General features: G+C 53.8%; 18 protein-coding genes and 2 pseudogenes. 17 read left to right on the forward strand and 3 right to left on the reverse strand.

Translation table 11 applies throughout. The annotated features are described in order from the left end of the window. The 17 genes and pseudogenes from NM10_RS02675 to NM10_RS02760 form a co-directional block, all read left to right on the forward strand. The coding region (locus NM10_RS02675; RefSeq protein WP_020310069.1) for a transposase at positions 1-602 on the forward strand (602 nt) is incomplete at its 5' end. A gap of 351 nt (positions 603-953) precedes the next feature. Further along, positions 954-1,352: a (deoxy)nucleoside triphosphate pyrophosphohydrolase gene (locus NM10_RS02680; RefSeq protein WP_022497332.1), complete on the forward strand. Its 399-nt coding sequence runs from the start codon at positions 954-956 to the stop codon at positions 1,350-1,352. A 27-nt stretch (positions 1,353-1,379) separates the two neighbouring features. Further along, positions 1,380-4,238 (forward strand): DUF3427 domain-containing protein, encoded by a 2,859-nt coding sequence (locus NM10_RS02685; RefSeq protein WP_239639569.1) that lies wholly within the window; start codon positions 1,380-1,382, stop codon positions 4,236-4,238. 184 nt (positions 4,239-4,422) lie between these two features. Then, positions 4,423-5,603 (forward strand): annotated as a pseudogene (locus tag NM10_RS02695) (PIN/TRAM domain-containing protein). A gap of 9 nt (positions 5,604-5,612) precedes the next feature. After that, a complete protein-coding gene (gene ispD, locus NM10_RS02700; RefSeq protein ID WP_020310074.1) occupies positions 5,613-6,773 on the forward strand; it encodes a 2-C-methyl-D-erythritol 4-phosphate cytidylyltransferase in 1,161 nt (386 codons plus the stop codon). Positions 6,774-6,805: 32 nt separating this feature from the next. Beyond that, a pseudogene (gltX, locus tag NM10_RS02705) lies at positions 6,806-8,261 on the forward strand (glutamate--tRNA ligase). A gap of 328 nt (positions 8,262-8,589) precedes the next feature. Then, the gene (gene cysS / locus NM10_RS02710; RefSeq protein WP_020310075.1) at positions 8,590-10,035 is read left to right on the forward strand and encodes a cysteine--tRNA ligase; all 1,446 of its coding nucleotides are present in this window, start codon (positions 8,590-8,592) and stop codon (positions 10,033-10,035) included. Continuing rightward, positions 10,032-10,517, forward strand: a complete 486-nt coding sequence (locus NM10_RS02715; RefSeq protein WP_020310076.1) for a Mini-ribonuclease 3 — start codon at positions 10,032-10,034, stop codon at positions 10,515-10,517. The genes cysS and NM10_RS02715 overlap by 4 nt, the downstream gene beginning before the upstream one ends. Further along, positions 10,514-11,260 (forward strand): 23S rRNA (guanosine(2251)-2'-O)-methyltransferase RlmB, encoded by a 747-nt coding sequence (rlmB, locus tag NM10_RS02720; RefSeq protein WP_020310077.1) that lies wholly within the window; start codon positions 10,514-10,516, stop codon positions 11,258-11,260. Before NM10_RS02715 ends, rlmB begins: the two co-directional genes overlap by 4 nt. Positions 11,261-11,284: 24 nt before the next feature. Further along, positions 11,285-11,992, forward strand: coding sequence for an RNA polymerase sporulation sigma factor SigH (gene sigH, locus NM10_RS02725; RefSeq protein WP_020310078.1), 708 nt, complete (start codon positions 11,285-11,287; stop codon positions 11,990-11,992). Positions 11,993-12,036: 44 nt separating this feature from the next. Further along, on the forward strand, positions 12,037-12,273 hold the full coding sequence (secG, locus tag NM10_RS02730; protein ID WP_014016332.1) for a preprotein translocase subunit SecG: 237 nt from the start codon (positions 12,037-12,039) through the stop codon (positions 12,271-12,273). Between the two features lie 77 nt (positions 12,274-12,350). Continuing rightward, on the forward strand, positions 12,351-14,696 hold the full coding sequence (gene rnr, locus NM10_RS02735) for a ribonuclease R (RefSeq protein WP_020310079.1): 2,346 nt from the start codon (positions 12,351-12,353) through the stop codon (positions 14,694-14,696). A gap of 12 nt (positions 14,697-14,708) precedes the next feature. Beyond that, positions 14,709-15,182, forward strand: coding sequence for an SsrA-binding protein SmpB (gene smpB / locus NM10_RS02740; RefSeq protein WP_014016334.1), 474 nt, complete (start codon positions 14,709-14,711; stop codon positions 15,180-15,182). A gap of 18 nt (positions 15,183-15,200) precedes the next feature. Further along, positions 15,201-15,527: a hypothetical protein gene (locus tag NM10_RS02745; RefSeq protein WP_020310080.1), complete on the forward strand. Its 327-nt coding sequence runs from the start codon at positions 15,201-15,203 to the stop codon at positions 15,525-15,527. A 19-nt stretch (positions 15,528-15,546) separates the two neighbouring features. Then, a complete protein-coding gene (gene polA, locus NM10_RS02750; RefSeq protein WP_020310081.1) occupies positions 15,547-18,123 on the forward strand; it encodes a DNA polymerase I in 2,577 nt (858 codons plus the stop codon). Between the two features lie 8 nt (positions 18,124-18,131). Next, entirely contained in the window at positions 18,132-18,956 is an 825-nt protein-coding gene (gene mutM, locus NM10_RS02755; protein ID WP_020310082.1) for a bifunctional DNA-formamidopyrimidine glycosylase/DNA-(apurinic or apyrimidinic site) lyase, read from the forward strand. Positions 18,957-19,096: 140 nt separating this feature from the next. Then, positions 19,097-19,810 (forward strand): HI0074 family nucleotidyltransferase substrate-binding subunit, encoded by a 714-nt coding sequence (locus NM10_RS02760; protein ID WP_020310083.1) that lies wholly within the window; start codon positions 19,097-19,099, stop codon positions 19,808-19,810. Between the two features lie 101 nt (positions 19,811-19,911). On the opposite strand, the gene NM10_RS02765 is transcribed toward NM10_RS02760, so the two are convergent. The 3 genes from NM10_RS02765 to NM10_RS02775 form a co-directional block, all read right to left on the reverse strand. After that, positions 19,912-20,727 carry an arylamine N-acetyltransferase family protein gene (locus tag NM10_RS02765; protein WP_020310084.1) on the reverse strand — a complete coding sequence of 272 codons (816 nt, stop codon included), beginning with the start codon at positions 20,725-20,727 and terminating at the stop codon, positions 19,912-19,914. A gap of 421 nt (positions 20,728-21,148) precedes the next feature. Continuing rightward, complete coding sequence (locus NM10_RS02770) at positions 21,149-22,522, reverse strand: DUF389 domain-containing protein (protein WP_020310085.1); 1,374 nt, start codon at positions 22,520-22,522, stop codon at positions 21,149-21,151. Further along, a complete protein-coding gene (locus tag NM10_RS02775; RefSeq protein WP_020310086.1) occupies positions 22,519-24,537 on the reverse strand; it encodes a BCCT family transporter in 2,019 nt (672 codons plus the stop codon). The genes NM10_RS02770 and NM10_RS02775 overlap by 4 nt, the downstream gene beginning before the upstream one ends. Between the last annotated feature and the right edge of the window lie 259 nt (positions 24,538-24,796).

A 24,796-nucleotide genomic window follows, 5' to 3' on the forward strand; every position in this document is an offset into this window, starting at 1 on the left:
GAGGTCGTAAACTTAAATCTATCAACCAGTATTGGAACAAACGCAAAACCAGACTCCAAAGCATTGCCGCCAAGCAGGGCCAGAAGACGACGAACCAGCTCTGTCAGTTAGCGAAGAAACGCAATTTCCGGATGCAGGACATCCTTCGCAAGACAGCCCGCTATATCCTCGATTTTTGCATCCGTCATCAGATAGGGATCCTTGTCTGCGGCTATAATCGCGATTTCAAACGAGGACTAAAGCTGGGCAAAGTGACGAATCAGCATTTCACTCAAATCAGCCTGAGCTATATGCGTAGTACCTTGAAACAGCTGTGTGAACGCTATGGGATAACCTATCTGGAACAGGAAGAATCCTATACCTCTCAGGCCAGCTGCCTGGATTTGGACGACATTCCCGTATACCAGCCGGATACCCCCTATACAGGAAGGTTCAGTGGACAACGAGTCCGGCGCGGCTTGTACCGCTTTGCCGATGGAAGGACGGCCAATGCCGATATCAACGGAGCCGCCAATATACTCCGTAAAAGTAAGCAGAACTTCGATTTCGAGGGACTGTGTAAAGGGCTTTTGGACAGCCCTTTGAGAATAAGGCTATCCTGATTTCAGGAGGAAACTTAAACAGCAACCTTCTCAAGAATCTCCCGATTCTATAAGCGGGAGAGGTTCAAAAAAAGAAAGTCGCCGTAGTCATGTAGGGGCTTTGCCTCCCCTGCGAAGACCCTTTTTGGCACAGCAGGAATCGACCGTAGGGAGATGCAAGCTGGTTGCCAAAACGGAGAGCTGTGTTGGAGATATTCGATAAAATTTTTTTCGATGGATAGAAGGGAAGCCGCATACTATCAGAAAAATCACTATATAAGAAGGGGAAAAATTATGTGGAAACGGTAAAAATATACGGAGCGATTCGGATGTGATACAATAGAGAAAACAATGCAGAAAAGGGGAATTTTGATGAAACATTTAGAAGTGGTAGCCGCGATTTTGGAGTATGATGGGAAAATTCTTTGTATGGAACGGGGCCAGGGAAAATTTGACTATGTCAGTTTCAAATACGAGTTTCCCGGTGGCAAGATTGAACCGGGCGAAGCCAAGCATACGGCCATTGAACGGGAACTGCGGGAAGAAATGGATGTCCATGTATCTGTCAAAGAATCAGATTTGTACATGACGGTCCATCATGATTATCCTGATTTTTCCATGACCATGTACGCCTTTTACTGCCATTTGGACAAGCCCGATTTTGTCCGCAAAGAACACGTCGATGCGAAATGGATGGCTCCTGAAGACATGCCGACGCTGGACTGGGCACCGGCAGATGTGCCTATCATGAAAAAGCTTTCTGGAAAGTAGGCGATAGCCATGGGGGAATATGGGGCTTTGGAGCAGTGTTTGCGCGAAGGTTTCATTGATTATACGGTGGAAGCGGACCAACGGTATGTTCCGAAAATTCTGACCAACAATAGGGATAAAAAGCGCAAGGTCCTCGATACGATTTTGTCACAGTTGTACGTTTGTGATTCCTTCTTGTTTTCCGTTGCCTTTTTGACGAAAAGCGGGATTGCCTGTCTGAAGGATGCGCTCATTCAGAACCGGACGGCGACGGGGAAGATTTTAGCCTCTCAGTATTTGAACTTTACGGAACCCGGTGCATTGCGGGAATTGTTGAAGTTTCCCAATGTCGAATTGCGCATGGTAACGGAAGAACGGGCTTTTCACGCCAAAGGCTATCTCTTTCATCGTTCCCAGGCAGGGCCGGAAAATTATACCATGGTCATTGGCAGCAGTAACATGACGGCCAATGCCTTGACGCACAATCAGGAATGGAATGTGTTCTTTACATCGGCAGAAAACGGCTCGCTCATCAGGCAGACCAAGGAAGAATTTGATGCCTTGTGGGATACGGCGGAAGTCGTCGATGAAGCGTGGATTCAGGCTTATGAGTCTGTGTACACGCACAATAAACCGAAACGGCAGTCCGTGTATGTTCCTTTTCATAAAATCCAGCCGAACGCCATGCAAAAAGCGGCTTTAGCGGGGATTCAAAAGTTGCGCGACGATGGTCAGGACCGGGGGCTGCTCATTTCAGCGACTGGGACGGGGAAAACCTATTTGTCGGCCTTTGATGTCTTAAAAACGCATCCCCGGCGGTTTCTCTTTGTCGTCCATCGGGAGCTCATCGTCAAAAGTGCACGGGACAGTTACGTCCGGATTGGCATTAATCCAGCCGATACGGGGCTGCTGACAGGGCACGATAAAGAAATGGATAAGCCCTATATTTTTGCGACCATTCAGACCTTGGCCCAGGATGAAATACTCCATACCTTTGCGCCCGATGCTTTTGACTATATTGTCATCGACGAAGTGCATCATGGCGGAGCCGCGACGTACCAAAAGGTCATTGGCTATTTTCGGCCCAAATTTCTGTTAGGTATGACGGCGACACCGGAACGGTCCGATGATTTCGATATTTATGCTTTGTTCCATCATCATATTGCTTATGAAATCCGCTTGCACGACGCCTTGGAAGAAAATATGCTCGTTCCTTTTCACTACCACGGCATCAGCGAGATTACCGTCAATGGCAACGTGTTGGACGATAAAAGCGATTTTGCTCTCTTGACTTGCGAAGAACGTATAAAACATATATTATATTATGCCGATTTGTATGGCAGTGATGCCGACCGCATCAAAGGCCTCGTCTTTTGCCGCAATGTAGAAGAAGCGCAGGCCTTGGCTGAAGCGTTTCGCCAGCATGGGAAACGGGCAATCGCCTTGACGGGCGCGTCGCGCGAAAGCGAACGGAGTGAAGCGATTCGTCATTTAGAGGCGAAAGCTGCCGAAGACCCGCAGTATCTCGATTACATTTTCACTTGTGATATTTTCAATGAAGGCGTCGACATTCCCCAGGTCAATCAGGTCATCATGCTGCGACCGACAACGTCGGCTATCGTCTTTGTGCAGCAGTTAGGCCGGGGGCTTCGCAAATATCCGCATAAGCGCTATTTAGAAGTGCTCGATTTCATTGGCAACTATGAAAATAACTTTTTACTTCCCATCGCCCTGTTTGGCGACCGGACGTATGATAAGGATTTTGTCCGCCGCCTCATGCAGGTCAATTTTCTGCCGGGACCGACGTCGGTTCATTTTGACGATATCGCCAAAGAACGAATTTACGCGGCTATTGATGCCAAAAGTGCTTTGGCAGACCTGCGGGATTTGAAAGAATCATATCGTAATATGGCCTATCGCCTGGGCCGCCAGCCCATGATGATGGATTTTGTCCGCTTTGGCGACAAGGATCCGGCGCTGTTCGTCGCTAAGAAAGAGTCTTTTTTTGAATTTGTTCAATACATGGAGCCTTATAACTCGACGCTGAACGCATCGCATCGGGCTGTGCTGAAGATGATGAGCCTGGAACTGGCCAATGGCAAACGGATAGAAGAATTGCTGGTCTTGCGCCATTTGCTGACAGAAGATTCCTGGTCTACGGCGGCCCTGGCTAAGGAAATGAACGAAACATACCATTTCCTGCCGTCTGCGGAAACGATGGAAAGCGTGGCCCGCCTGCTGGATTTGCAATTTTTTACTAAAACGGCCAGAAAAAAATACGGCGGACAGCCGCTCATTTCCTTTGAAAATCATGCTTATACAGCGACTCCTTATTGGAACGATTTGAAAGAAAATAAAGAATTTCAGTGCTATGTTCAAGATATCCTCGACTATGGGACCTATCGTTTTGAAAGCCTCTACGTCCACGACGAACCGGAAATCATTAAAGGCTTTGTCCGCTACGGCCGCTATTCCCGTAAAGACGTATCGCGTATTCTCAATTATGAGACGAATCGCGAAGGCACGCTCAATGGCTATCAGATTGTCGGGGCTACGTGTCCTATTTTCGTCACCTATGAGAAACGTGACGACATTTCGGCCAATACGAAGTACGAAGACCAGTTCGTCTCGCCACAGCAGTTCAGCTGGATGACGCGGGCTCGGATTCACCTGACGTCGTCGCAGATTCCGGCGATTTGCAATGAGCACACGCGGAAACTGCTGTTTGTAAAAAAGAGCGATGCCGAAGGCTCCGACTTCTATTACATGGGAGATTTGACGGTATTAGGCGATCCTGTCGAAACGACGATTGCCGATGGCAAAGGGCAGCAGCTGCCTATCGTCAATTTCCAGTTCCTTTTGGACAAGCCTGTTGAGGATAAGCTCTATCGGTATCTGTGTGAGTGAGTCATTATTTAGTAAATCGTAAATTAGTAAATCGTAACTTACTAATTTATGATTTACTAGTGCAAGGTGTTATAAACAGGCCTACACAAAAACTTTACACGCCACCTGTGGTACATTGACGGGAAATGTGGTAAACTAGTATAGTTATAGAAGTATATACAAAGGGGAGGTGTTTTTTTACTCTATGGAAGATAAATATGAATCGAATCATGATGGGCCGAAATCGAAGAAGTTCAATGGCCGCAATGTGGCCGATAACATCATAAAAGGTGTCATCGTCCTGATTATGGCCGTCATCTTCGTCATGATTGCCGACCAGGTGATTACGACGCCCTTCATCAGTGCCGAAATCGAAGGGGAATTTTTCCACGGCAGTATTTTCGGTACGACTATCATCACCATCGTAGCCTATATCGTCGGCATCATCGTCGGGGCCTGGTGGGCTATGGGATTTCGCCGTTCGTGCTGCGCCTCATCTGGGCAGCGATTCACCGCATCGAATCGGGCCTGAATGATTTCGAGAGCCAGGACATCATCGTCGGGACGCTGGGGTTGCTTTTTGGACTTATCATTGCGAATTTAATTGGCCTAGCGTTCGCACGCCTGCCGATCATCGGGGCCTACGGGCCTATCGTCTTCAGCATCGTCTTCGGCTACGCCGGCATGAGCATCGCCATCCGCAAGAAGAGCGAAATCATCGCCCTGGCAGGCAATCTGCGCCTGGGCAAGTCCGGCAAGGATCACGGCAGCAAGCATAAGGACATGGAATTTTCCGGCAAGCTCCTCGATACGAGTGCCATCATCGACGGCCGCATCGCCGAGATTTGCAGTACCGGCTTCCTGGAAGGGCCGCTGCTGGTGCCGGTCTTCGTCCTGGAAGAATTGCAGCTCATCGCTGATTCGTCGGACCTGTTGAAGCGCAATAAGGGCCGCCGCGGCCTGGATATCCTGAAACAGATGCAGGAAGATAATTACGTCGAAGTCCGCATCATCAACGACGATTTCGACGACGTCCAGGGCGTCGATTCCAAGCTCGTCCGCCTGGGCCGCAAGATCAATGCCAAAGTCGTCACTAACGACTATAACCTGAATAAAGTCGCCGCCCTCCAGGGCGTGGCCGTCCTCAACATCAACGACCTGGCCAATGCCCTGAAACCGGCCCGCATCCCTGGGGAACACATGAACGTCCTCATCGTCAAGGCCGGCAAGGAAGAGAACCAGGGCGTCGCCTATCTCGATGACGGCACGATGATCGTCGTCGAAGATGGCCAGAAATACATCGGTTCTACTGTGCCCGTTACGGTGACGTCTGTCCTGCAGACGTCGGCTGGGCGCATGATATTCGTTAAGATTGCAAATGAGTAGGTGAAATGTGTGAAAGTATCTGTCATCGTCGTAGCGGCCGGCACAGGGAGCCGCTTCAGCTACGAGCGGAACAAGCTCTTCTATCCCTTGTGCGGCGAGCCTGTCCTGACCCATACGCTGCGCCACATTTTCGCGGCCCGGTCGGTCAGTGAAGTGGTCATCGTCCATTCCCGCGTCGATGAGAAGGAAATCCGCCGCCTCGTCGATGACCTCCATCCTATCCAGCCCGTACGCTACGCCCTGGGCGGCGCCGAACGGGAAGATTCGGTCTACAACGGCCTCATGGCCGTCAGCCGCGACGTGGATGTGGTCATGGTCCACGACGGCGCCCGGCCTTTTGCCGGCCCGGACTGGTATGACCAGGGCGCGGCCATGATGGAAACGGCCCGAGCTGCCATTTACGGCATCCCTCTCAAGGATACGGTCAAGGTCCGCGGCGACGACGGCCGGCTCCATACGCTGAACCGCAGCCGCCTGGTCGCCGCCCAGACGCCGCAGATCTTTCACCGCGACCTGCTCATGGAAGCCCATGAGCACGCCCGGACCGAGGACATCCAGGCGACAGATGACGCATCCCTCGTCGAAGCCCTGGGTATACCCGTGGTCATCCTCGAAGGGAGCGAGAAGAACCGCAAGGTGACGACGCGCGACGACATTCCCATCCTGTCCCTGTACATGAAGGGGAGGGAAGTCCAGCGCATCGGTACGGGCTATGACGTCCACCGCCTGAAAGAAGGGCGGCGCCTGGTCCTGGGCGGCGTCGAGATTCCCTTTGAACGGGGCCTCGATGGCCATTCCGATGCCGACGTCGTCATCCACGCCATCATGGACGCCCTGCTGGGAGCCGCCGGGCTCCGCGATATCGGGACGTATTTTCCCGATACGGACCAGGCCTTCAAGGATATTTCCAGCCTGGTCCTCTTGGAAAAGGTCCGCCATCTGCTGCGGGAGAAATGCTGCCGCATCGTCAACCTCGACGTGACCTTATTGGCACAACGGCCTAAAATCAAGCCCTATGTGCCGCAGATGATCGCTAATATTGCCGAGGCCCTGCGTATCCCCAAGACTGCTGTCTCCGTCAAGGCGACGACGACAGAGAAACTGGGGTTCGTCGGCCGGGAAGAAGGCATGGCCGCCCAGGCGGCAGCCATGGTCCTTAGCTATCAATAATACATATATATAGTCTTTAGGAGGAATTTTTTATGTCACAGGAAGTACGCGTTCGTTTTGCTCCGAGCCCGACAGGCCCGTTCCACATCGGCGGTGCCCGTTCGGCACTGTTCAACTACCTCGTTGCCAAGCACAACCACGGTAAGTTCGTCGTCCGCATCGAAGATACGGACCGCAAGCGTTCGACGTCGGAATCGGAAGAAAACATCAAGGAAGCCCTGAAATGGCTGGGCATCACCTGGGATGAAGGCATCGACGTCGGCGGTCCCGATGGCCCGTACCGCCAGACTGAACGCCTGGGCATTTATCAGAAATATACGGAAAAGCTCTTGGCCGAAGGCAAGGCCTACTACTGCTTCTGCACGCCGGAAGAACTGGAAGCGGAAAAACAGGCTCAGCTGGCCAAAGGGGAAACGCCGGTCTACTCCGGCAAATGCGCTGACCTGCCCAAAGAAACGGTCGAACAGTACCTCAAGGAAGGCCGTCCCCACGTCATCCGCATCAAGACGCCGAAGAACGAAACGATTGAACTGGACGACCTCGTCCGCGGTCACGTATCCTTCGATTCCAACAACGTCGGCGACTTCGTCATCGTCAAATCCGACGGCATCCCGGTCTATAACTACTGCGTCGTCCTCGACGATGCCCTCATGCACATCACCCACGTCATCCGTGCGGAAGAACACTTGTCCAACACGCCGCGCCAGCTGGTCATCTACAAGGCATTGGGCTTTGAAGCCCCGCAGTTCGCTCACGTATCGCTCATCCTCCGGCGCCGACAAGAAGAAGATGAGCAAGCGCCATGGCGCTACATCGGTCCAGCAGTACCGCGATATGGGCTACCTGCCCGACGCACTGGTCAACTTCCTGGCCCTCCTCGGCTGGACGCCGGAAGGCGATCAGGAAATCTTCAGCCGCGATGAACTCATCGAACAGTTCACCCTCGACCGCGTCGCCAAGAACCCGGCCGTCTTCGACATCGAAAAGCTCAACTGGATCAACTTCCATTACATGAAGCAGCTCGATGAAGACCAGCTCTATGCCGTCTGCCTGCCGCACCTGCAGAAGGCAGGTTATGCCAGCGAAAATCCGGACGAAAAGGAAGCTGCCTGGTTGAAAGCCATCTGCGCCGCCATGCGCGAACACGTCCAGTACGGCGCTCAGATCGTCGACGCTGCCAAGGTCTTCTTCACCGACGACTATGCGCCGGAAAATGAAGAAACCGCAGCAGTCCTCAAAGAAGAAACGGCTCCGTCCGTCCTCAAGATGTTCCGGGATGAACTGGCTGCCCTCGACGACGTCACGCCCGACACGGTACAGCCCCTGTTCAAGAAAATCCAGAAGGGCCTCAAGGTCAAGGGCAAGTTCGTCTACATGCCTATCCGCGTCGCCGTCACCGGCGTCATGCACGGCCCGGACCTAAACGTCATCGTCGCCCTCATGGGCCGCGACAAAGTCCTGGCCCGTCTGGACGAAACGTTGGCATAAAGGGCTTGACATGAGCCCGATTATTGGGTACTATATACATGCGTATTAACTAATAATATGTATCAAATAAGAATCTGCGATGATCAAAATGAGTTGCAGTGGCATCCGACAGAGAAGAAGGGTCATGGCTGAGAGCCTTTCCAGGTCATAAAACTGCAATGCTGCCTTTGTGAGCAGGCCGGGTGAAAGGAGTAATCCGGTCCGGGGGCGCCCGTTACTGCGCAGTAAAGATTACGGCACTGCCGTAAAAACAGAGTGGAACCACGGGCCACCGTCTCTGTCATAGGGGATGGTGGCCTTTTTGTTCAAATTTCAGGGAGGTTACCGTATGAGAGAACTGAAAGTATATAATACATTGACCCGTAAAAAAGAAATCTTCGTGCCCGTTACGCCGGGCCAGGTCAAGATGTATGTCTGCGGCATTACGCCGTACAACCATTCCCACATGGGCAATGCCCGTCCTTTCGTCACGTGGGACGTCATCAAGCGCTATCTGGAACACTTGGGCTATGAAGTCACGCACATCCAGAACTTCACCGACGTCGACGATAAGATCATCAACGCTGCCAACGGCGAAGGCGTCACGTGGGATACCATTTCCAACCGCTATATCGCATCGTACTTCGACGTCATGGACAAGCTCCACATCCGCCGGGCCGACAAGTATCCCCGCGTATCGGAACACATGGATGAAATCATCAACATGGTCCAGAACCTCATCGACAAAGGCTATGCCTACGTCATCGACCACAACGTCTATTACAGCGTCGAAAAGTTCGCCGACTACGGCGAATTGAGCGGTCGCAGCCTCGACGACATGATGGCCGGCGCCCGTATCGAAGTCGACGACCGCAAGCACAATCCCATGGACTTCGCCCTCTGGAAAGGTGCTAAGCCCGGCGAACCGTCGTGGGACAGCCCCTGGGGCAAAGGCCGTCCGGGCTGGCACATCGAATGCTCGGCTATGAGCAATAAGTACCTTGGCGATACCTTCGACTTCCACGGCGGCGGCAGCGACCTCATCTTCCCGCACCATGAAAACGAAATCGCCCAGTCCGAAGCCTTTACGGGCAAGAAACCGATGGTCAAATACTGGCTCCACAACGGCTTCATCACCATCAACTCGGAAAAGATGAGCAAGTCCCTGAATAACTTCTTCCTGGTCAAGGACGTCCTGGAACACTACAGCCCCGATGCCCTGCGCTTCTTCCTCATTTCCAACCACTACCGCAGCCCCTTGGACTTCAGCGACGAACGGCTGGAAGAAATGACGCGCAGCCTCGAACGCCTGGGCACGGCCATCGACAACGTCCTGGAACTCCTGGCTATGCCGGCCGGTGCTAAATCGCCGGAAGCCCAGCAGCTCCTGGAAACGGCCCACAAGGACGAAGAAGACTTTGAAAATGCTATGTGCGACGACTTCAATACGGCCCTGGCCAGCGCGGCCATGTTCGATTTGGCCAAGAACGTCAACATCTTCAAGAATGCCGTCGTCAACAACGGCGTCCCCGTCGATTCGGCAGCCATGTCGGAAGTCAAGCGCGTCTTCAAGACCTTCACGGATATCCTCGGCATCCTCGAAGACCGCTGGACCGGCAAGAAGGAAGACGCCAGCAGCAAGGACTACGACGACCTCATGCAGGCCATCCTCGACATCCGTCAGGAATGCCGCGCCCAGAAACAGTACGCCCTGGCCGACGCCATCCGCGATAAACTGGCCGCTCTTGGCATCACTATCGAAGATTCGCCGCAGGGAGCGCGCTGGAAAAAGTGAAATTCAAACAACTGCAAGCACTGAAGAAACGGGCCTACCAGGCCTTTGCCGACGGCAAGCGCCTGGACGTGCCCGACCAGGATGCGGCCCATCTCGACTCGATCAACCTGGCCTTCGTCGGTGACGCCTATTACGCCCTGACCCTGCGCCGGCGCCTGGTGGAAACGGGCATCCCCCACGTCCAGGTCCTGCACACGCTGGCGGCAGAATTCGTATCCGCCAAGGCCCAGGCCTATGTCTACCGCCGCATCCACGACGGCCTGACGGACGACGAAAAGGCCGTCTGCCAGCGGGCCCGCAATGCCTATACCCTGGCGCCGAAGAGCGCCACCGTCGCCGAGTACCACGACAGCACGGCCCTGGAAGCCCTGGTGGGCTACCTGGTCATGGCTGGCCGGACGGAACGCCTGGACGCCGTCATGGCCCAGGTCTATGAAGAAACGAAAGCCTATTGTAACGAAAAACATGGAGGAATGGAATGAGTGAGGCAAATATCATCATCGGCCGCAACAGCGTCACCGAAGCCCTGAAGGCCGGCCGGTCCATCACCAAGCTGTACGTCGCTGCCGGCAATGAGTCGCAGCCGCTGCAGCGCATCCGCGACCTGGCAGGCCGGAAGGAAATCCTCGTCGAAGACGTGCCCCTGAAGGTCCTCAACCACCTGGCACCGGGGAACCGCCACCAGGGCGTCATCGCCTTTGCCAAGCCCGTGGAATACGCCGATTTGACAGACGTTCTCATCGCTGCTGATGAAAAGGGGAAGGTACCGTTCCTGGTCCTCCTCGACGGCATCGAAGACGTCCACAACATGGGGGCCATCATCCGCACGGCGGAATGTGCCGGCGTCGACGCCGTCCTCCTGCCCAAGCGGCGGACGGCGCTCATCAATGAGACTGTCGGCAAGACGTCGGCCGGCGCCGTCGAATACATGCCCCTCGTGCAGATCGGCAACATCGCCCAGACCCTGAAGCAGCTCAAGAAGCGCGGTTTCTGGGTCATCGGCGCCGATATGGACGGCGAGACGGACTATTTCCACAGCTCCCTGACGGACCCGGTCGTCCTGGTCATCGGCAGTGAAGGCCGGGGCATCTCGCACCTGGTCAAGGAGACGTGCGACGTCCTGGTCCAGATTCCCATGTTCGGCCACGTCAACTCCCTCAACGCCTCCGTCGCAGCGGCCCTGCTCATGTATGAAGTCGTGCGGCAGCGGCAGGCAGGCGAATAATTTAAAATAAGCGAGGTAACGATTATGCAGGCAGCGTCCAATGCAGAAGAAAAACATGACCGCTTTGCAGGCATGACAGATGAAGAAATCGTACGCATCGCCCAGGAAGAGCACGATGGCAAAGCGGCCGATTATATCGTCAACAAGTATCGCAACTTCGTCAAATCCAAAGCCCGCGCCTACTTCCTGGTCGGCGCCGACCGGGATGACATCATCCAGGAAGGCATGATCGGCCTCTACAAGGCGACGCGGGATTTCCGCGGCGACAAGCTGTCGTCGTTCCGGGCCTTTGCCGAGTTATGCATTACCCGGCAGATCATCACGGCCATCAAGACGGCGACGCGGCAGAAACACATACCCCTTAACTCGTATGTGTCTCTCAACAAGCCCGTCTATGAAGACGAATCGGACCGGACGCTGCAGGACATCCTGTCCGGCATCCGCGTCAGCGATCCCGAAGAGCTGGTCATCAGCCGCGAAGAATTCAATGATATCGAACTGAAGATGAATGAGATCCTCAGCGATCTGGAATGGCAGGTCCTGACAGCCTATCTCGACGGCAAATCCTACAACGAGATGTCCCGTCAGCTGCACCGGCACGTCAAGTCCATCGACAATGCCCTGCAGCGGGTCAAACGCAAGCTGGAACATTATCTGGAAACGCGCAATGCCGAAAAAGAAACGGAACCCGATGAGAAAGCCAAAGAACCTATTGATAGAAAAGCTAAATGAGTGTACAATAGTACTGTTAGCGTCATTGTGTGAGGAGGATTAACGTGATCACAGCATTAGAAATCATCGTTGTCATTTTGGCACTGCTCATCATCGGTGTCGTCGTGGCACAGAAGAGCAAGACCCAGGGCATGGGCGCCGGTTTCGGCGGCGGTGCCGAAGACTTGTTCGGGAGCCGGGCCCGCGGCATGGATGCCCTGCTTTCCAAACTGACTATCGTCCTGTCGATAGCATTTGCCATTTGTACATTGCTGTTAGGCAGACTGATGCATACTTTTTAATGAATTCTTAGGGGCTGTCGCATATGCGGCGGCTCCTTTTTTATCCTTTGCAGAACGGCGATTTGAGGAGGGGAACTATGGATTTACAGCTGGCTCATGATATAATAAGTATATGTAATGAAGACAGCGGCGGCGCAACGGTCGAAGACTGTGCCGAACAGCTCGGCATCACCGGCGCCCGGCTGGCTGACGTATTTGACACATTTGAAGAATTAGTGAGGAGTGAAAAGCTCATGAGAATCGCAGGAGACCGGTATATCTCGGCCAAACAGCCCCAGGAAATCACCGGTATTTATAAAGGTTATACGCCGACCTTCGGGTTCGTCCTCAGCCAGGACCTGACGGAGGACGTATACATTGCCGAACAGAACCGCCATACGGCCATGAATAACGATAAGGTCACGGTCCGCATCCTGCACAGCGGCGATGGCCGTCATAAACAGGAAGGGGAAATCGTATCCATCGTCGAACGGGTCAACAAGACCCTGGTCGGTACGTTCCAGCTGGAAAAACACAGCGCCTTCGTCACGCCGGACGACGAACGCATCCGCGAAGACGTCTACGTGCCCCTCGACAAGACCGGCGGCGCCCGCAGCAGTGCCCGCGTCCTGGTCAAGATCACCAAGTGGCCCGAAGAAGGGCGCAAAGCCGAAGGGGAAGTGACGGAAGTCCTCGGCTATGACGGCGACAAGGACCTGGATATCAAGGTCATCATGGCCCGCCACGGCCTGCCTTTCGACTTCCCGGACGACGTCAAGAAGGAAGCCGCCAAGATCGACACGACGGTCACCTTGGAAGAAGGGCGCCGCGATTACCGCGACTGCCAGCTCATCACCATCGACAGTGAAGATGCCAAGGACCTGGACGATGCCATCGACGTCGTCCGCCTGCCCAACGGCCATTTCCGACTGGGCGTCTACATCGCCGACGTCAGCTACTACGTCCGCCCGGGATCGGCCATCGACCAGGAAGCATATAACCGCGGCACCAGCGTCTACCTTGTCGACCGGGTCATCCCCATGCTGCCGACGGTCCTGTCCAACGGCATCTGCAGCCTCAACGCCAATGAAGACCGTTACTCCATGACCTGCGTCATGGAAATCGACGAAGAAGGCAAGGTCCTCAAGGCCGACATCGGCCCGGCCGTCATCCGCGTCAAACGGCGCTGCAACTACGTCGAAATCCGCAAGGCCCTCCTGGAAGGCATCGTGCCTGACGACTTGCAGCCCTTCATGCCCATGCTCCACGAACTGCGGGCCTTGTCGACGATCCTCAAGAACATGCGCCTCCGCCGCGGGGCCATCGACTTCGATTTCCCTGAATACAAAGTCATCCTTGATCCGGACGGCGTACCGCTGCGTCTGGAAAAACGGGAACGGACCATTGCCGAACAGATCGTCGAAGAAAGCATGCTCATTGCCAATGAAACCGTAGCCTGCTATCTCCGGGACAGCGAAAACCCGTCGGTCTACCGTATCCACGAACTGCCCGAACCGGAACGGCTGGATATGATGCGCACCGTCCTGTCGAGTTTCAACCTGCCCATGCCCGATACGGAATCGGTCAAGCCGGCAGACTTCCAGAAGCTCCTGGAAATGACCAAGGGCACCGATGAAGCCGCCGTCGTCCAGACCATCGCTCTGCGCTCTATGCAGCAGGCCCGCTATTCGACGACTAATGCCGGCCACTTCGGCCTGGCTTCGGAATGTTATACTCATTTCACGTCGCCTATCCGCCGCTACCCGGACCTCATGGTCCACCGTCTGATCCGCCAGTACCAGCGCCGGGGCAAGCTGACCGAGGAAGAATCGCAGCAGTCCCTGTCGTACCATACCATCGCCGCCGACCAGGCCAGCTCGCGCGAACGCATTGCCGTCGAAGCCGAACGGGAAACAGACGACCTCAAGAAGTGCCAGTACATGCTGCCCTTCATCGGTCAGCCTTTTGAAGCGCACATTACGGGCATTACGTCTTTCGGCCTCTTCGTGGGCCTGGAAAACGGCATCGAAGGCCTGGTCCACATTTCCCTGCTCACTGACGACGACTACGAATTCGACGAAGCGTCGTACACCCTGCGCGGCCAGCACGGCGGCAAGGTCTACCGCTTAGGCGATGCCATGGAAGTCACCCTGGCTCAGGTCAATGTGGAAAAATGCGAAATCGACTTCGTCCCGGGCCGCTACGAATCGCTGGAAGACGTGCAGCAGCTCATGGCGGCCAGTGCCGAACGGCGCCATAAACGGAAACACAGCGATAAGAAGGACACCGACACCAAGCACAACTGGTTCGCCGGAGCCATCGGCAAGAAGGGCAAGAAAGACAAGAAGGATAAGAAAGGCTGCAAGGACAAGAAATCCGGCCGCAAAGCCGCGTGCAAGGGCAAGGGCAGCAAGAGCCGCCGCGGCAAAAAGAAGAAGAAATAGGAGGAATTCGTTTTGGCAACGTCACCGACAAAGGGTGTGAAATATATTTCGGACAACCGCAAGGCCCGTCACGATTATTTTATCCATGAAACGTATGAAGCCGGCATTGCCCTGACGGGGACGGAAGTCAAGTCCCTGCGCCAGGGCAAGGTCAATCTGAAGGACAGCTTCTGCCGCATCGAGAACGGCGAAGTCTTCCTCCTGGGCATGCACATCAGTCCCTATGATCAGGGCAACCGCTTCAACCACGATCCCCTGCGGACGCGCAAGCTCTTGCTCCATAAATATGAAATCATCAAGCTCCTGGGCAAGATCCAGGAAAAAGGCTATACCCTCATCCCGCTCAACCTCTATTTCAAGAAGGGGAAGGTCAAAGTGACCGTCGCCCTGGTAACAGGGAAGAAGCTCTACGACAAGCGGCAGGCCCTGGCCGAAAAAGAAGCCAAGCGCGACATCGAACGCCGCATGAAGAGCCGTAACTACTAATCAGGAGGAGAAGTATCTATGAATTCAGAAGACCCAAAAATCCTTTCGGATCACGAACGGGATAGTTTCCGCGGCCAGACCATCGATGAAGATGGGACGGTCCAAGACCAGAAGTCCCTCTATGAAGAACGGCTGCGTCAGCAACAGGAAGCGCATCATGGCATCCACATCGTCACGTCCGGCCTTTCGTGGCGTGTCAAACTGGCCCTGGGCTTCATCGTCTTCTGCATCGTCGCCGTCATCATCGGCGCCCTGGGCTTTATCATCATGGCCATGCCCTATCTCTTGGGCATCTTCGTCATCTACTGTATCTACAGCATCGTCAGCTCCCTGTTGCATCGGTGAGTGGGCGTAGGGAGGTTCTATGAAAGAAAATATCGTCATCATCGACGGCAGCAGTCTGCTCTATCGGGCATTTTATGCCATCCCGCATCTCACCGATGCCCAGGGGCACCCGACGAATGCCGTCTATGGTTTTTTGAATATGTTATTGAAATTGTACGGAGAACTGGACCCGCAGTACGTTGCCGTCGCCTTCGACAAGAGCAAGCACACCTTCCGCAACGACTTGTTCGACGGCTACAAGGCTACGCGCAAGCCCACACCGGATGACCTGCGGCCCCAGTTCGCCCTGATCCGCGAAGTCCTGGCCTGCCTGGGCATCTGCGTCCTCGAACAGGAAGGCTACGAAGGGGACGACATCATCGGCACCCTGGCCCGCCGCACGGCAGCCGATGGCTATGCCGTCGCTGTCGTCACCGGTGACCGCGACGCCCTGCAGCTGGTCACGGACGACGTGACGGTCTATCTGACCAAGAAGGGCATCACCAACATGCTGGCCGTTACGCCGGCCGTCATGGAAGCCGAATACGGTTATACGCCGGCCCAGGTCATCGACATGAAGGCCCTCATGGGCGATACGGCCGATAATATCCCCGGCGTCCCCGGCGTCGGCGAAAAGACGGCGCTCAAGCTCATCAGCCAGTTCGGCAGCGTCCACGGCGTCTACGAACACCTGGACGAAGTGAAGGGCAAGAAGCAGCAGGAAAAACTGGCCGACAACAAGGACAAGGCCGTCTTGTCCAAGGACCTGGCCACTATCCGCTGTGACGTGCCCCTCGATTACACCATGGACATGTTCCAGCCCCAGCCGCGCCAGGAAGACGTGGCCCAGCTCTTCCGCAGCCTGGGCTTCCGCAATCTTCTGGAACGCTTTGCCGCCTTCGACCGCTTCTCTCATCTGGCAGACGCCGCGGCACCGGCAGCGGCCGTCCAGGTCATGGACGCACCGGGCGCGGCCAGCCTGAAAGGGAAGACCGTCGCCGTCGCCGCCCGCTATGACGGCAGCCAGCCCATCCCGGCTGTGACGGCCCTGGCCATGGCCGTCGATGATGGCGCCTTCGTCGTTCCCGAAAGCGATTACGACGCCTATCTCGCCGTCCTGACCGAAGCGGCAGCCGTCGTCACCGATGACGGCAAGGACCTGACCAAGGTCGTATCCCGCGTCGCTCCGGGCCGCCTGCCCTTGAAGGACATCATCCTGGCAGCCTATCTCCTCGACCCGACGCGGACGTCCTATGGCCTGACGTATATTTCCGAAACCTTCGACGTCAGCCTGGACGAAGGCACAGAAGACGACGGACAGAAGCTGGCCTGCGATGCCGCTTTTGCCCTCCAGGTCTGGCCCAAAGCGGCAGCTGAATTGGATAAGGCATCCCTGACACAGCTCTACGATACCATCGAAGAACCGCTCATCCATACGCTGGCCGTCATGGAAATGAACGGCTTCACTGTCGATACGGACCGCCTCATGACCATGAAGAGCGAATTGTCCCGCCAGGCTGATGCCCTGGAAGAAGCCATTTACGACGACGCCGGCGAGACCTTCAACATCAATTCGCCGAAACAGCTCGGCGTCATCCTCTTCGAGAAGTTGCAGCTGCCGGTCATCAAGAAGACCAAGACGGGCTATTCGACGGACAGTTCCGTCCTCGACGCCCTGCGCGACAAGCATCCCATGATCGACAAGATTCTGCACTTCCGGGCCTTGAAGAAACTCATTTCCACTTATCTCGATGGCCTGGAACCGCTCATCGTGCCGGAAACGGGGCGCATCTATACCCATTTCAACCAGATGGTCACGTCGACGGGACGTCTGAGCAGTTCCGACCCGAATCTGCAGAATATCCCCATCCGGACCGAACAGGGCCGCAAGATACGCTCCCTCTTCGTGCCCGGCGAAGGCTATGACTACATCGTCTCTGGCGACTATTCGCAGATCGAATTGCGCCTCCTGGCTCACTTGTCCCAGGACCCGACTATGATCGACGGCTTCAAGAAGGGCCAGGACATCCACCGCCGGACGGCGTCGGAAGTCTTCGGCATCCCCCTGGACGAGGTCACGCCGGAAGAACGGTCCCATGCCAAGGCCGTCAACTTCGGCATCATCTATGGCATCAGCGACTTCGGCCTGGCCCGGAATATCTCCATTTCCCGCCAAAAAGCCAAGGAATACATCGATTCGTATTTTGCCCGCTACAACACGGTCCACGACTACATGAACGGCCTCATCGCCTCGGCCAAGGAATCGGGCATGGCCGTCACCATGTTCGGCCGCCGCCGGGCGTTGCCGGAAATCAACAGCAAGAACTTCACGCGCCGGTCCTTTGCCGAACGGACGGCCATGAACACGCCTATCCAGGGCAGCGCCGCCGATATCATCAAGCTGGCCATGAACGCTGTCCAGGACGAATTGGAAAAACGCCATCTGAAGAGCCAGCTCCTGGTCCAGGTCCATGACGAACTGGTCCTGGAAGTCCCGGCCGGGGAAAAGGACGAAGTGGAACAGCTCCTCAAGGATACAATGGAACACATTGTCGATTTATCCGTGCCCCTCGTCGTCGACATCCACAGCGGCGTCAACTGGGAAGAAGCGAAGTAGGTGAGACCATGCCAGAATTACCGGAAGTAGAAACGATACGGGCCTTCCTCGACGAGCGTGTCCGGGGAAAGGCCATTACGGCCGTTGAAATAGGCCTGCCCAGGCTCATCAAGAATACGACGGCAGACCGTTTTGCAGCCGCCTTGACCGGCCAGACCCTGGAAGGCGTGGAACGCCGCGGCAAGTACCTCTTTGTCCGCTGCCGCGGTCCCTGGTCCTTTCTGGTCCATCTGCGCATGACAGGCAGCCTGCTCTATGAAGAAAAGCCCGGCCAGTATGCTGGCCGGGCCATTCATCTTATTTTTACGCTCAGCGAAGGGCGCCTCCTCTACCGCGATATCCGCACCCTGGGCTGCCTGTGGCTCGTGCCGTCAGAGGGGGCGACAGGCGTCAAAGGTTACGACAACCTGGGACCGGACGCCATCAGTCCGGACTTCACGACGGAGCGGCTCTATGACCTCCTCAAGGGCTGCCACCGGCCGGTGAAGATGCTCCTCCTGGACCAGACCAAAGTGGCCGGTTTGGGCAACATCTACGTCGACGAAGCCCTGTTCCGGGCGGGCATCCGGCCCATGCGCCACAGCGATACAGTGACCCAAAAAGAAGCGGCCCGCCTTCATGAAGCCATCGTCGCCGTCCTCCAGGAAGGCCTGGAACACGGCGGCACGACAATCCGCAACTTCATCAGCAGCAACGGCAAAGAAGGGCAGAACCAGGAAAACCTCCGCGTCTACGGCCGCGAAGGCACGCCCTGCACCGTCTGCGGCACGACCATCGAATACACCAAACTGAACGGCCGCGGCACCCACTACTGCCCGAAGTGCCAATCGTAGGGGCCGCCTAAAAGGCGGCCCGCAGGTCGCAGGTCGCCGGCCGCCCGCCAATCATAGGGGCGCCCAAGCCTCCCTTCATAGGGGAGGTGGCCCGCAGGGCCGGAGAGGTTAAGCAGGAGCCGTCCCAAAGGAGGAGTACTATGTACGGATTGAGTGTCAGACAGTGGCGGCAGATCTTTGCTATTTTGTCCCGCTATGGCAACCGGATCGATTGGGTGAAACTCTTCGGGTCGCGGGCTCGTGGCGATTATAAGCCTGTTTCCGATGTGGATTTGGCCATTGCCAGTACGGAAAATCTGGTGACGCCGCTGCAGCTCGATTTCGACCAGAGCCAGCTGCCCTTTACTTTTGATCTCATTGATTACCGGCGTCAGCCGAATCAGAAATTGAAAGATGCCATCGACAGGGAAGGGAAACTGCTCTGGGCTGTCGACGGCAAAGGAGAATGGATGATGACGAAAGAACAATTACGGCTGAAGTGGGAAGACTACCACAAAGCCCTGAACCGCCTGGAAATTGCCCTGACCAAGACTTTGGACGAAGACGACCTCTATCTCGATGCAACCATCCAGCGTTTTGAATTTACCTTTGAACTGGCCTGGAAACTGATGAAGGCCGTCCTGGACTATGAAGGCATCGAAGCGACCAGCCCACGCAGCAGTATCCGCGAAGCCTGGAAACAACATCTCATCGGCGATGCGGAAAAATGGCTGGACATGCAGGTCAAACGCAACCTTTCTTTTCATACCTATAATGAAGAAACGGCACAGGACATCTACCGCCACATCAAAGAAGACTACATCGGCCTGCTGCAGGTGCTGGATCAGGAAGTACGTTCGAGACTTGATATTTGACCTTACTAACAACGTAAAAGGGCTTATTGCACGGAGAATCGTGCATAAGCCCTTTTGCTGTATGCAAAAATATCATAGCTTTATGGTCATATTCTTTAAATTTATGGTAAAAGACGATAATTATGGGGAACTGAGATGTGGAAAATGTCAGACAGGAGATGGGCAGCTTCTTCTTTTCCAGAAATGGGAAGACGCTTTTCTACTTTGCCATTTCGATACACTTTCATTTCATCTTTTACGATAGTCAAATCGGCATCCTGGGTAAACAGGCTGATTTTCATGTATTTATTGAACCGGGAATCGGGATGTTGGTCACAATAGAAAGAGGGCATGATAAAATCGTCATCGATCTGCGGTTCATCGGTAAAACCATAGATCGGTTTCCATGATTTCCCCAGTTCTTTTTGCATGAGTACATGGCCGTAGAAAGAGTCTTCATCCATACAATAGGAAGAAATACCATCATTTTGTATTTCTCCGGTCTTGATGCGGATTGGTTGTCTGGGGGATTCACTATTGACGCCAACATCAGTGAGCCAGGGGATACTGTCTATGGTAACTATCAGGACCCGGTGACGCCGCATCTGGACAATACCGGGCTCGTCCATAAAACGGCCTGCCCGCTGTTCAACGTGATAGCCAAGTGTCGTGAGCAGTAGAAGAAACAGCCCTTGCAGTTCAAAGCAATATCCGCCCCGTCGATGAAGAATCATTTTTTTATAGAGGTCTTCTGAATCCATGGATGTTGAAATGCCATTCATAGGGTCCAGATTTTCATAAGGAATGGATAAAAGATGATGGATTTGGAGTTCCTTCAAGCCGTCTATATCGGTTACCTTCGGTGGAGATACCAGATGGATCCGTTGGAGATAGTTTGCGAGTTCTTGCGAGGATAATTTGTGATGAGTGACATCCATGACAGGTTCCTCCCTTTTTTGATTCATGGGATATGAATTTTATCCTGGATCTTCAAACATGACTTTTGTCTAAAAAATAGTATACCATACTCTGGGAAATGTGCCAATGCAATAACAATCCATACAATGTCGCCAGGTTGCATTATGGTATTTGTAGCAAGATACAAAAGATATGTAAAAAAAGTTTTGCCGAACTGGATTTTGATGCTGCAAAAAGAGATGTCGCTCCTTTTTTGGCAAACACATAGCTCTTTGAAGTACTGAGTTTTTTCAAGCGATTACAGAAAAGTTAAAGATAGATTCATCTGCTATCAAGTCAGAGTAAATTAAATAAATAACAAAACGACCCCCTAATCGTTAGAGTTTTGGTCTAACAATTGGGGGTCGGTATACTTTTCAGCTGCTTAAAGCAGTTTTGATTTTACCATTGAATCCCGTTGCCATAGTATTCGCTGGGAGCATTGCTGGTCTGGACATTCAGAATGACAGGCATGTTTACCTGACCTTTGATCCAATCATGCAGACGCAGCGCGTCATCGGCACTAAGGGGAGTTCTGACGGTAACTTCGGCCATGAAACGGTCGTAGCCAAATGTACCGTCTTTCGTATCGTTATCTCGATGCAAGGCTGTTAGCGTGCCACCCCGGACAGACTGGATTTCCGGGAATAATAAAGGAGCCTGGCTGTTTAGAATCTGGATGACCTGCTGGTCTGCTGCAGCACGTTCGTAAGCTGGGTAATATTTACTGGTCAGCATCTTGTACGAAGCTTCTTTTTCGGCTTTGCCTTGTTTTTCTATACGTGAATTGATTAATCGCTGCACTTCCTCAGTGTTCAGATTCCTGTTTCCCTGGATAATAGAAAGAGATATGCCTTGAAGACGTGGATAGTTATTTATGTTCGATTTAAGCTGGTCTATTTGTTCTTCCGTCAGGACAGCCCCGACAAGATCAATTGTCAAGGTCTTATCTTTTAGTGTGTAAGAAACGACACTAGTTTTTTCAAAATTCATGTTTGTTTCTATAAAAGATTTGACCTGGACTTCCTGGAGCGCATCTTTTACCGTTAGATGAGCCATATAGATGCTTGGAATCGTAATTAATAGGCCGAGGATAACTAAAATGAGACGCTGTTTGCGAAAATGAGCTTCAGCGACATTGCCGTGAGGCGGGACTTTCAGAATCTTAAATACCAAGAACGAAGACAAGGCAATGAAAAAGGCATTGATGAAGAACAGGTACAAGGCACCCAGGAAAAACGTGTGGTTCCCGGAGGCCAGCCCATAGCCGGCCGTACAGAGGGGCGGCATCAGTGCCGTGGCGATGGCGACGCCGGGGATGACATTGCTCTTTTCTTTCCGCGTGTTCCCGACCGCACCGGCAATCCCGCCGCATAAGGCGACGAGGACATCCCAGATTGTCGGGGTAGTCCGGGCCAGGATTTCATCTGTCGGCGAGGTAAACGGCGAAAGGAGAAAATAAATCGAAGCTGTCAGCACGGCCAGGCCGACCTGGAAGGATAATTTGATGAGGGATTTGCGGATAAAAGGGACGTCATATGCGGCCATTCCGTAGCCCGTCGCTACGATACCGCCCATCAGCGGGGAAATGAGCATGGCGCCGATGATGACGGCGACGCTGTTCAAGTTCAGGCCGATGCAGGCGATCATGATGGCCATGACTAAGACGATCAAGTTCGTGCCTTCGATGGTGGCGTCGGATAAGATGCGCTGATTGATGACTTCCATCGGGGCCGAGTCGCCTTTCAAATCGATTAAGTTATTCCAGCGGTTCATGATTTTCCTCCTTGTCCGGGATGTACTTTATCTGTCAGGTATAAGTCGTGTTTGCCGGCTGCCAGCATCTTGACATATCGTTCATATTGACGGAGGACGTCGGTGATCAATTCATCTTTCTGCATATATTTGATGCTGTATCCGCGTCGGCCGTCGGCAAAATAACAAATGGGTTCATAATTTTCCTCTTCCGTAATGGTCGGGAAGGACAGGGAGCCGACGACAGTATCGGATACGTCATTGGCCCGGTAGCGGATGCCATAAATGAAATTGCGGAGGCTCCCGCTTTCGACAATCAATTCCCGGCAGGCCGTCTGACTATCATCACTGCCCTGGATGTGGACGGAAATTCCATTCCGCAGAAATTCCTGGCGCAGTTCCTGGAAAGCCGGGTCGACGGTCTGTTTGAGGAACTGCTGGAAATCGTCCAAGGTCCCGACGGATACGATTTTTTTCAGCCGGTCCTGCCAATGGGAGCCATCCCAGTAGACGGTACTTTCTGACAATTTTCTGCTGAAATAGGCGTTATCGATCGTCAAGCCCCGGAGCAGGCAGAACACCATCAGGATCATGATGACGGCAAAGGGCAGGGCGATGATGACGGTCATCGTCTGCAGGGCTTGGAGGCCGCCGGAATAGAGCAGGGCGATGGACAGCAGGGCAAGCAGGGTTCCCCATAAGACAGTCTGCCACTTGGGAAACGTATTCTTCCCTTGCGAGGCGATGCTGTTGATGACGAAAATCCCCGAGTCAGCCGAAGTGATAAAGAAAATGACGATGACCAGCAGGGCAATCAGTGAGGTGACCAGGGCCAGGGGGAATTGGTCCAGGAACAGGAATAAGAGCTTTTCCGTTTCCGCGGCGGCCTGGGTCAGGATGCCACCGGTCTGGCCGTCGACCCAGATGGCCCCGTTGCCGAACACGGTCATCCAGAAGATATTGAACAGGGTAGGGACCAGGAGGACGCAGACGACAAATTCGCGTATCGTGCGGCCTTTGGAAATCTTAGCGATGAAGAGACCGACGAAGGGCGCCCAGGAAATCCACCAGGCCCAATAGGTGATGGTCCAGTTCGTGAACCATTCTTCTTTGGTGCTTTCGTAGGCGAAAGTGCGGAAAGACAGTTCGATGATGTGTGTCAGATAGTAGCCTACGTTTTCTGTGAAGGCCGACAAGAGATATACCGTCGGGCCGGCGAAGAGGATGAACAGGAGCAGGGCGATGGCCAGGATCAGATTTCCCTGGCTCATGTAACGGATCCCCTTACTTACGCCGGAAATGGCCGACAAGATGGCCAGGCCGACGGTGATGACAATCAAGAGGACGATGTGGGAAAAAGAGGCTGTCGAAAAAATGCCGACAGCACTCAGGCCGGCGTTGAGCTGCATGGCTCCGAAGCCCAGCGTCGTCGTCAGACCGAAAATCGTCGCACAGAGGGCGACGATATCGATCAGGTTGCCCCAGAAACCGTTCAGTCTATGCTTCAGGAGGGGATAAAAACCGGAACGCAGGGTTACGGGAAGCTGATAGCGGAATCCGAAATAGGCCAGGGCCAGGCCGATGATACCGTAAATCGCCCAGGCATGGATTCCCCAATGGAACAGGGTGTTCAGCATGGCTTCCTTCGTTTGGACCAGTGATGAAGCCGACCCGTGCAAGGGGGCCGATAAGTGGGAAATCGGTTCGGCTACACCAAAGAACATCAGGCCAATGCCCATACCGGCTGAAAACAGCATGCACAGCCAGGAAAAAAAGGAAAATTCTGGTTTTTCATCTTCGTTTCCCAAGCGGATGTCACCGAGTTTTCCCAGGCATAAGATGACCAGGAAGAGGAAAAAGAAGGCGACACAAAGAATGTATACCCAGCTGAATGAACTGAATATATATTCTTTTACAATACTTAAAATTGTATCTGTCCGGTCGGGAAAGAAGATACAGCTTATGATGACGATCCCAATGAATAAGATACTGGGCAGGACAATACTTGCCTGCAAGTTGTTTTTTGGAATTTTCAAAGAAAAACCACCTTTCCAAAATAAAAATGAAAGATATGAACAAATTAATTGTATTATATAAATTGTATCATATCGAAAAGTACGTGACAAATGGAAGGAATCATTGACTTTTTCCATGGCTTATGTCATTCTTAGTAAGTCAGACTATGTATTGATTGGGGGAAAACTATGATTTTGAATGGATTGATGGCGGTCTCCGATGCTTTGTGGGGGACGCCGATGATTGTCGTGCTGGTCAGTATGGGCTTGTATTTGAGTA

Origin of the sequence: Megasphaera sp. NM10 (genome assembly GCF_000417505.1) — a bacterium.
GTDB classification, from domain to species: Bacteria; Bacillota; Negativicutes; order Veillonellales; family Megasphaeraceae; genus Megasphaera; species Megasphaera intestinihominis.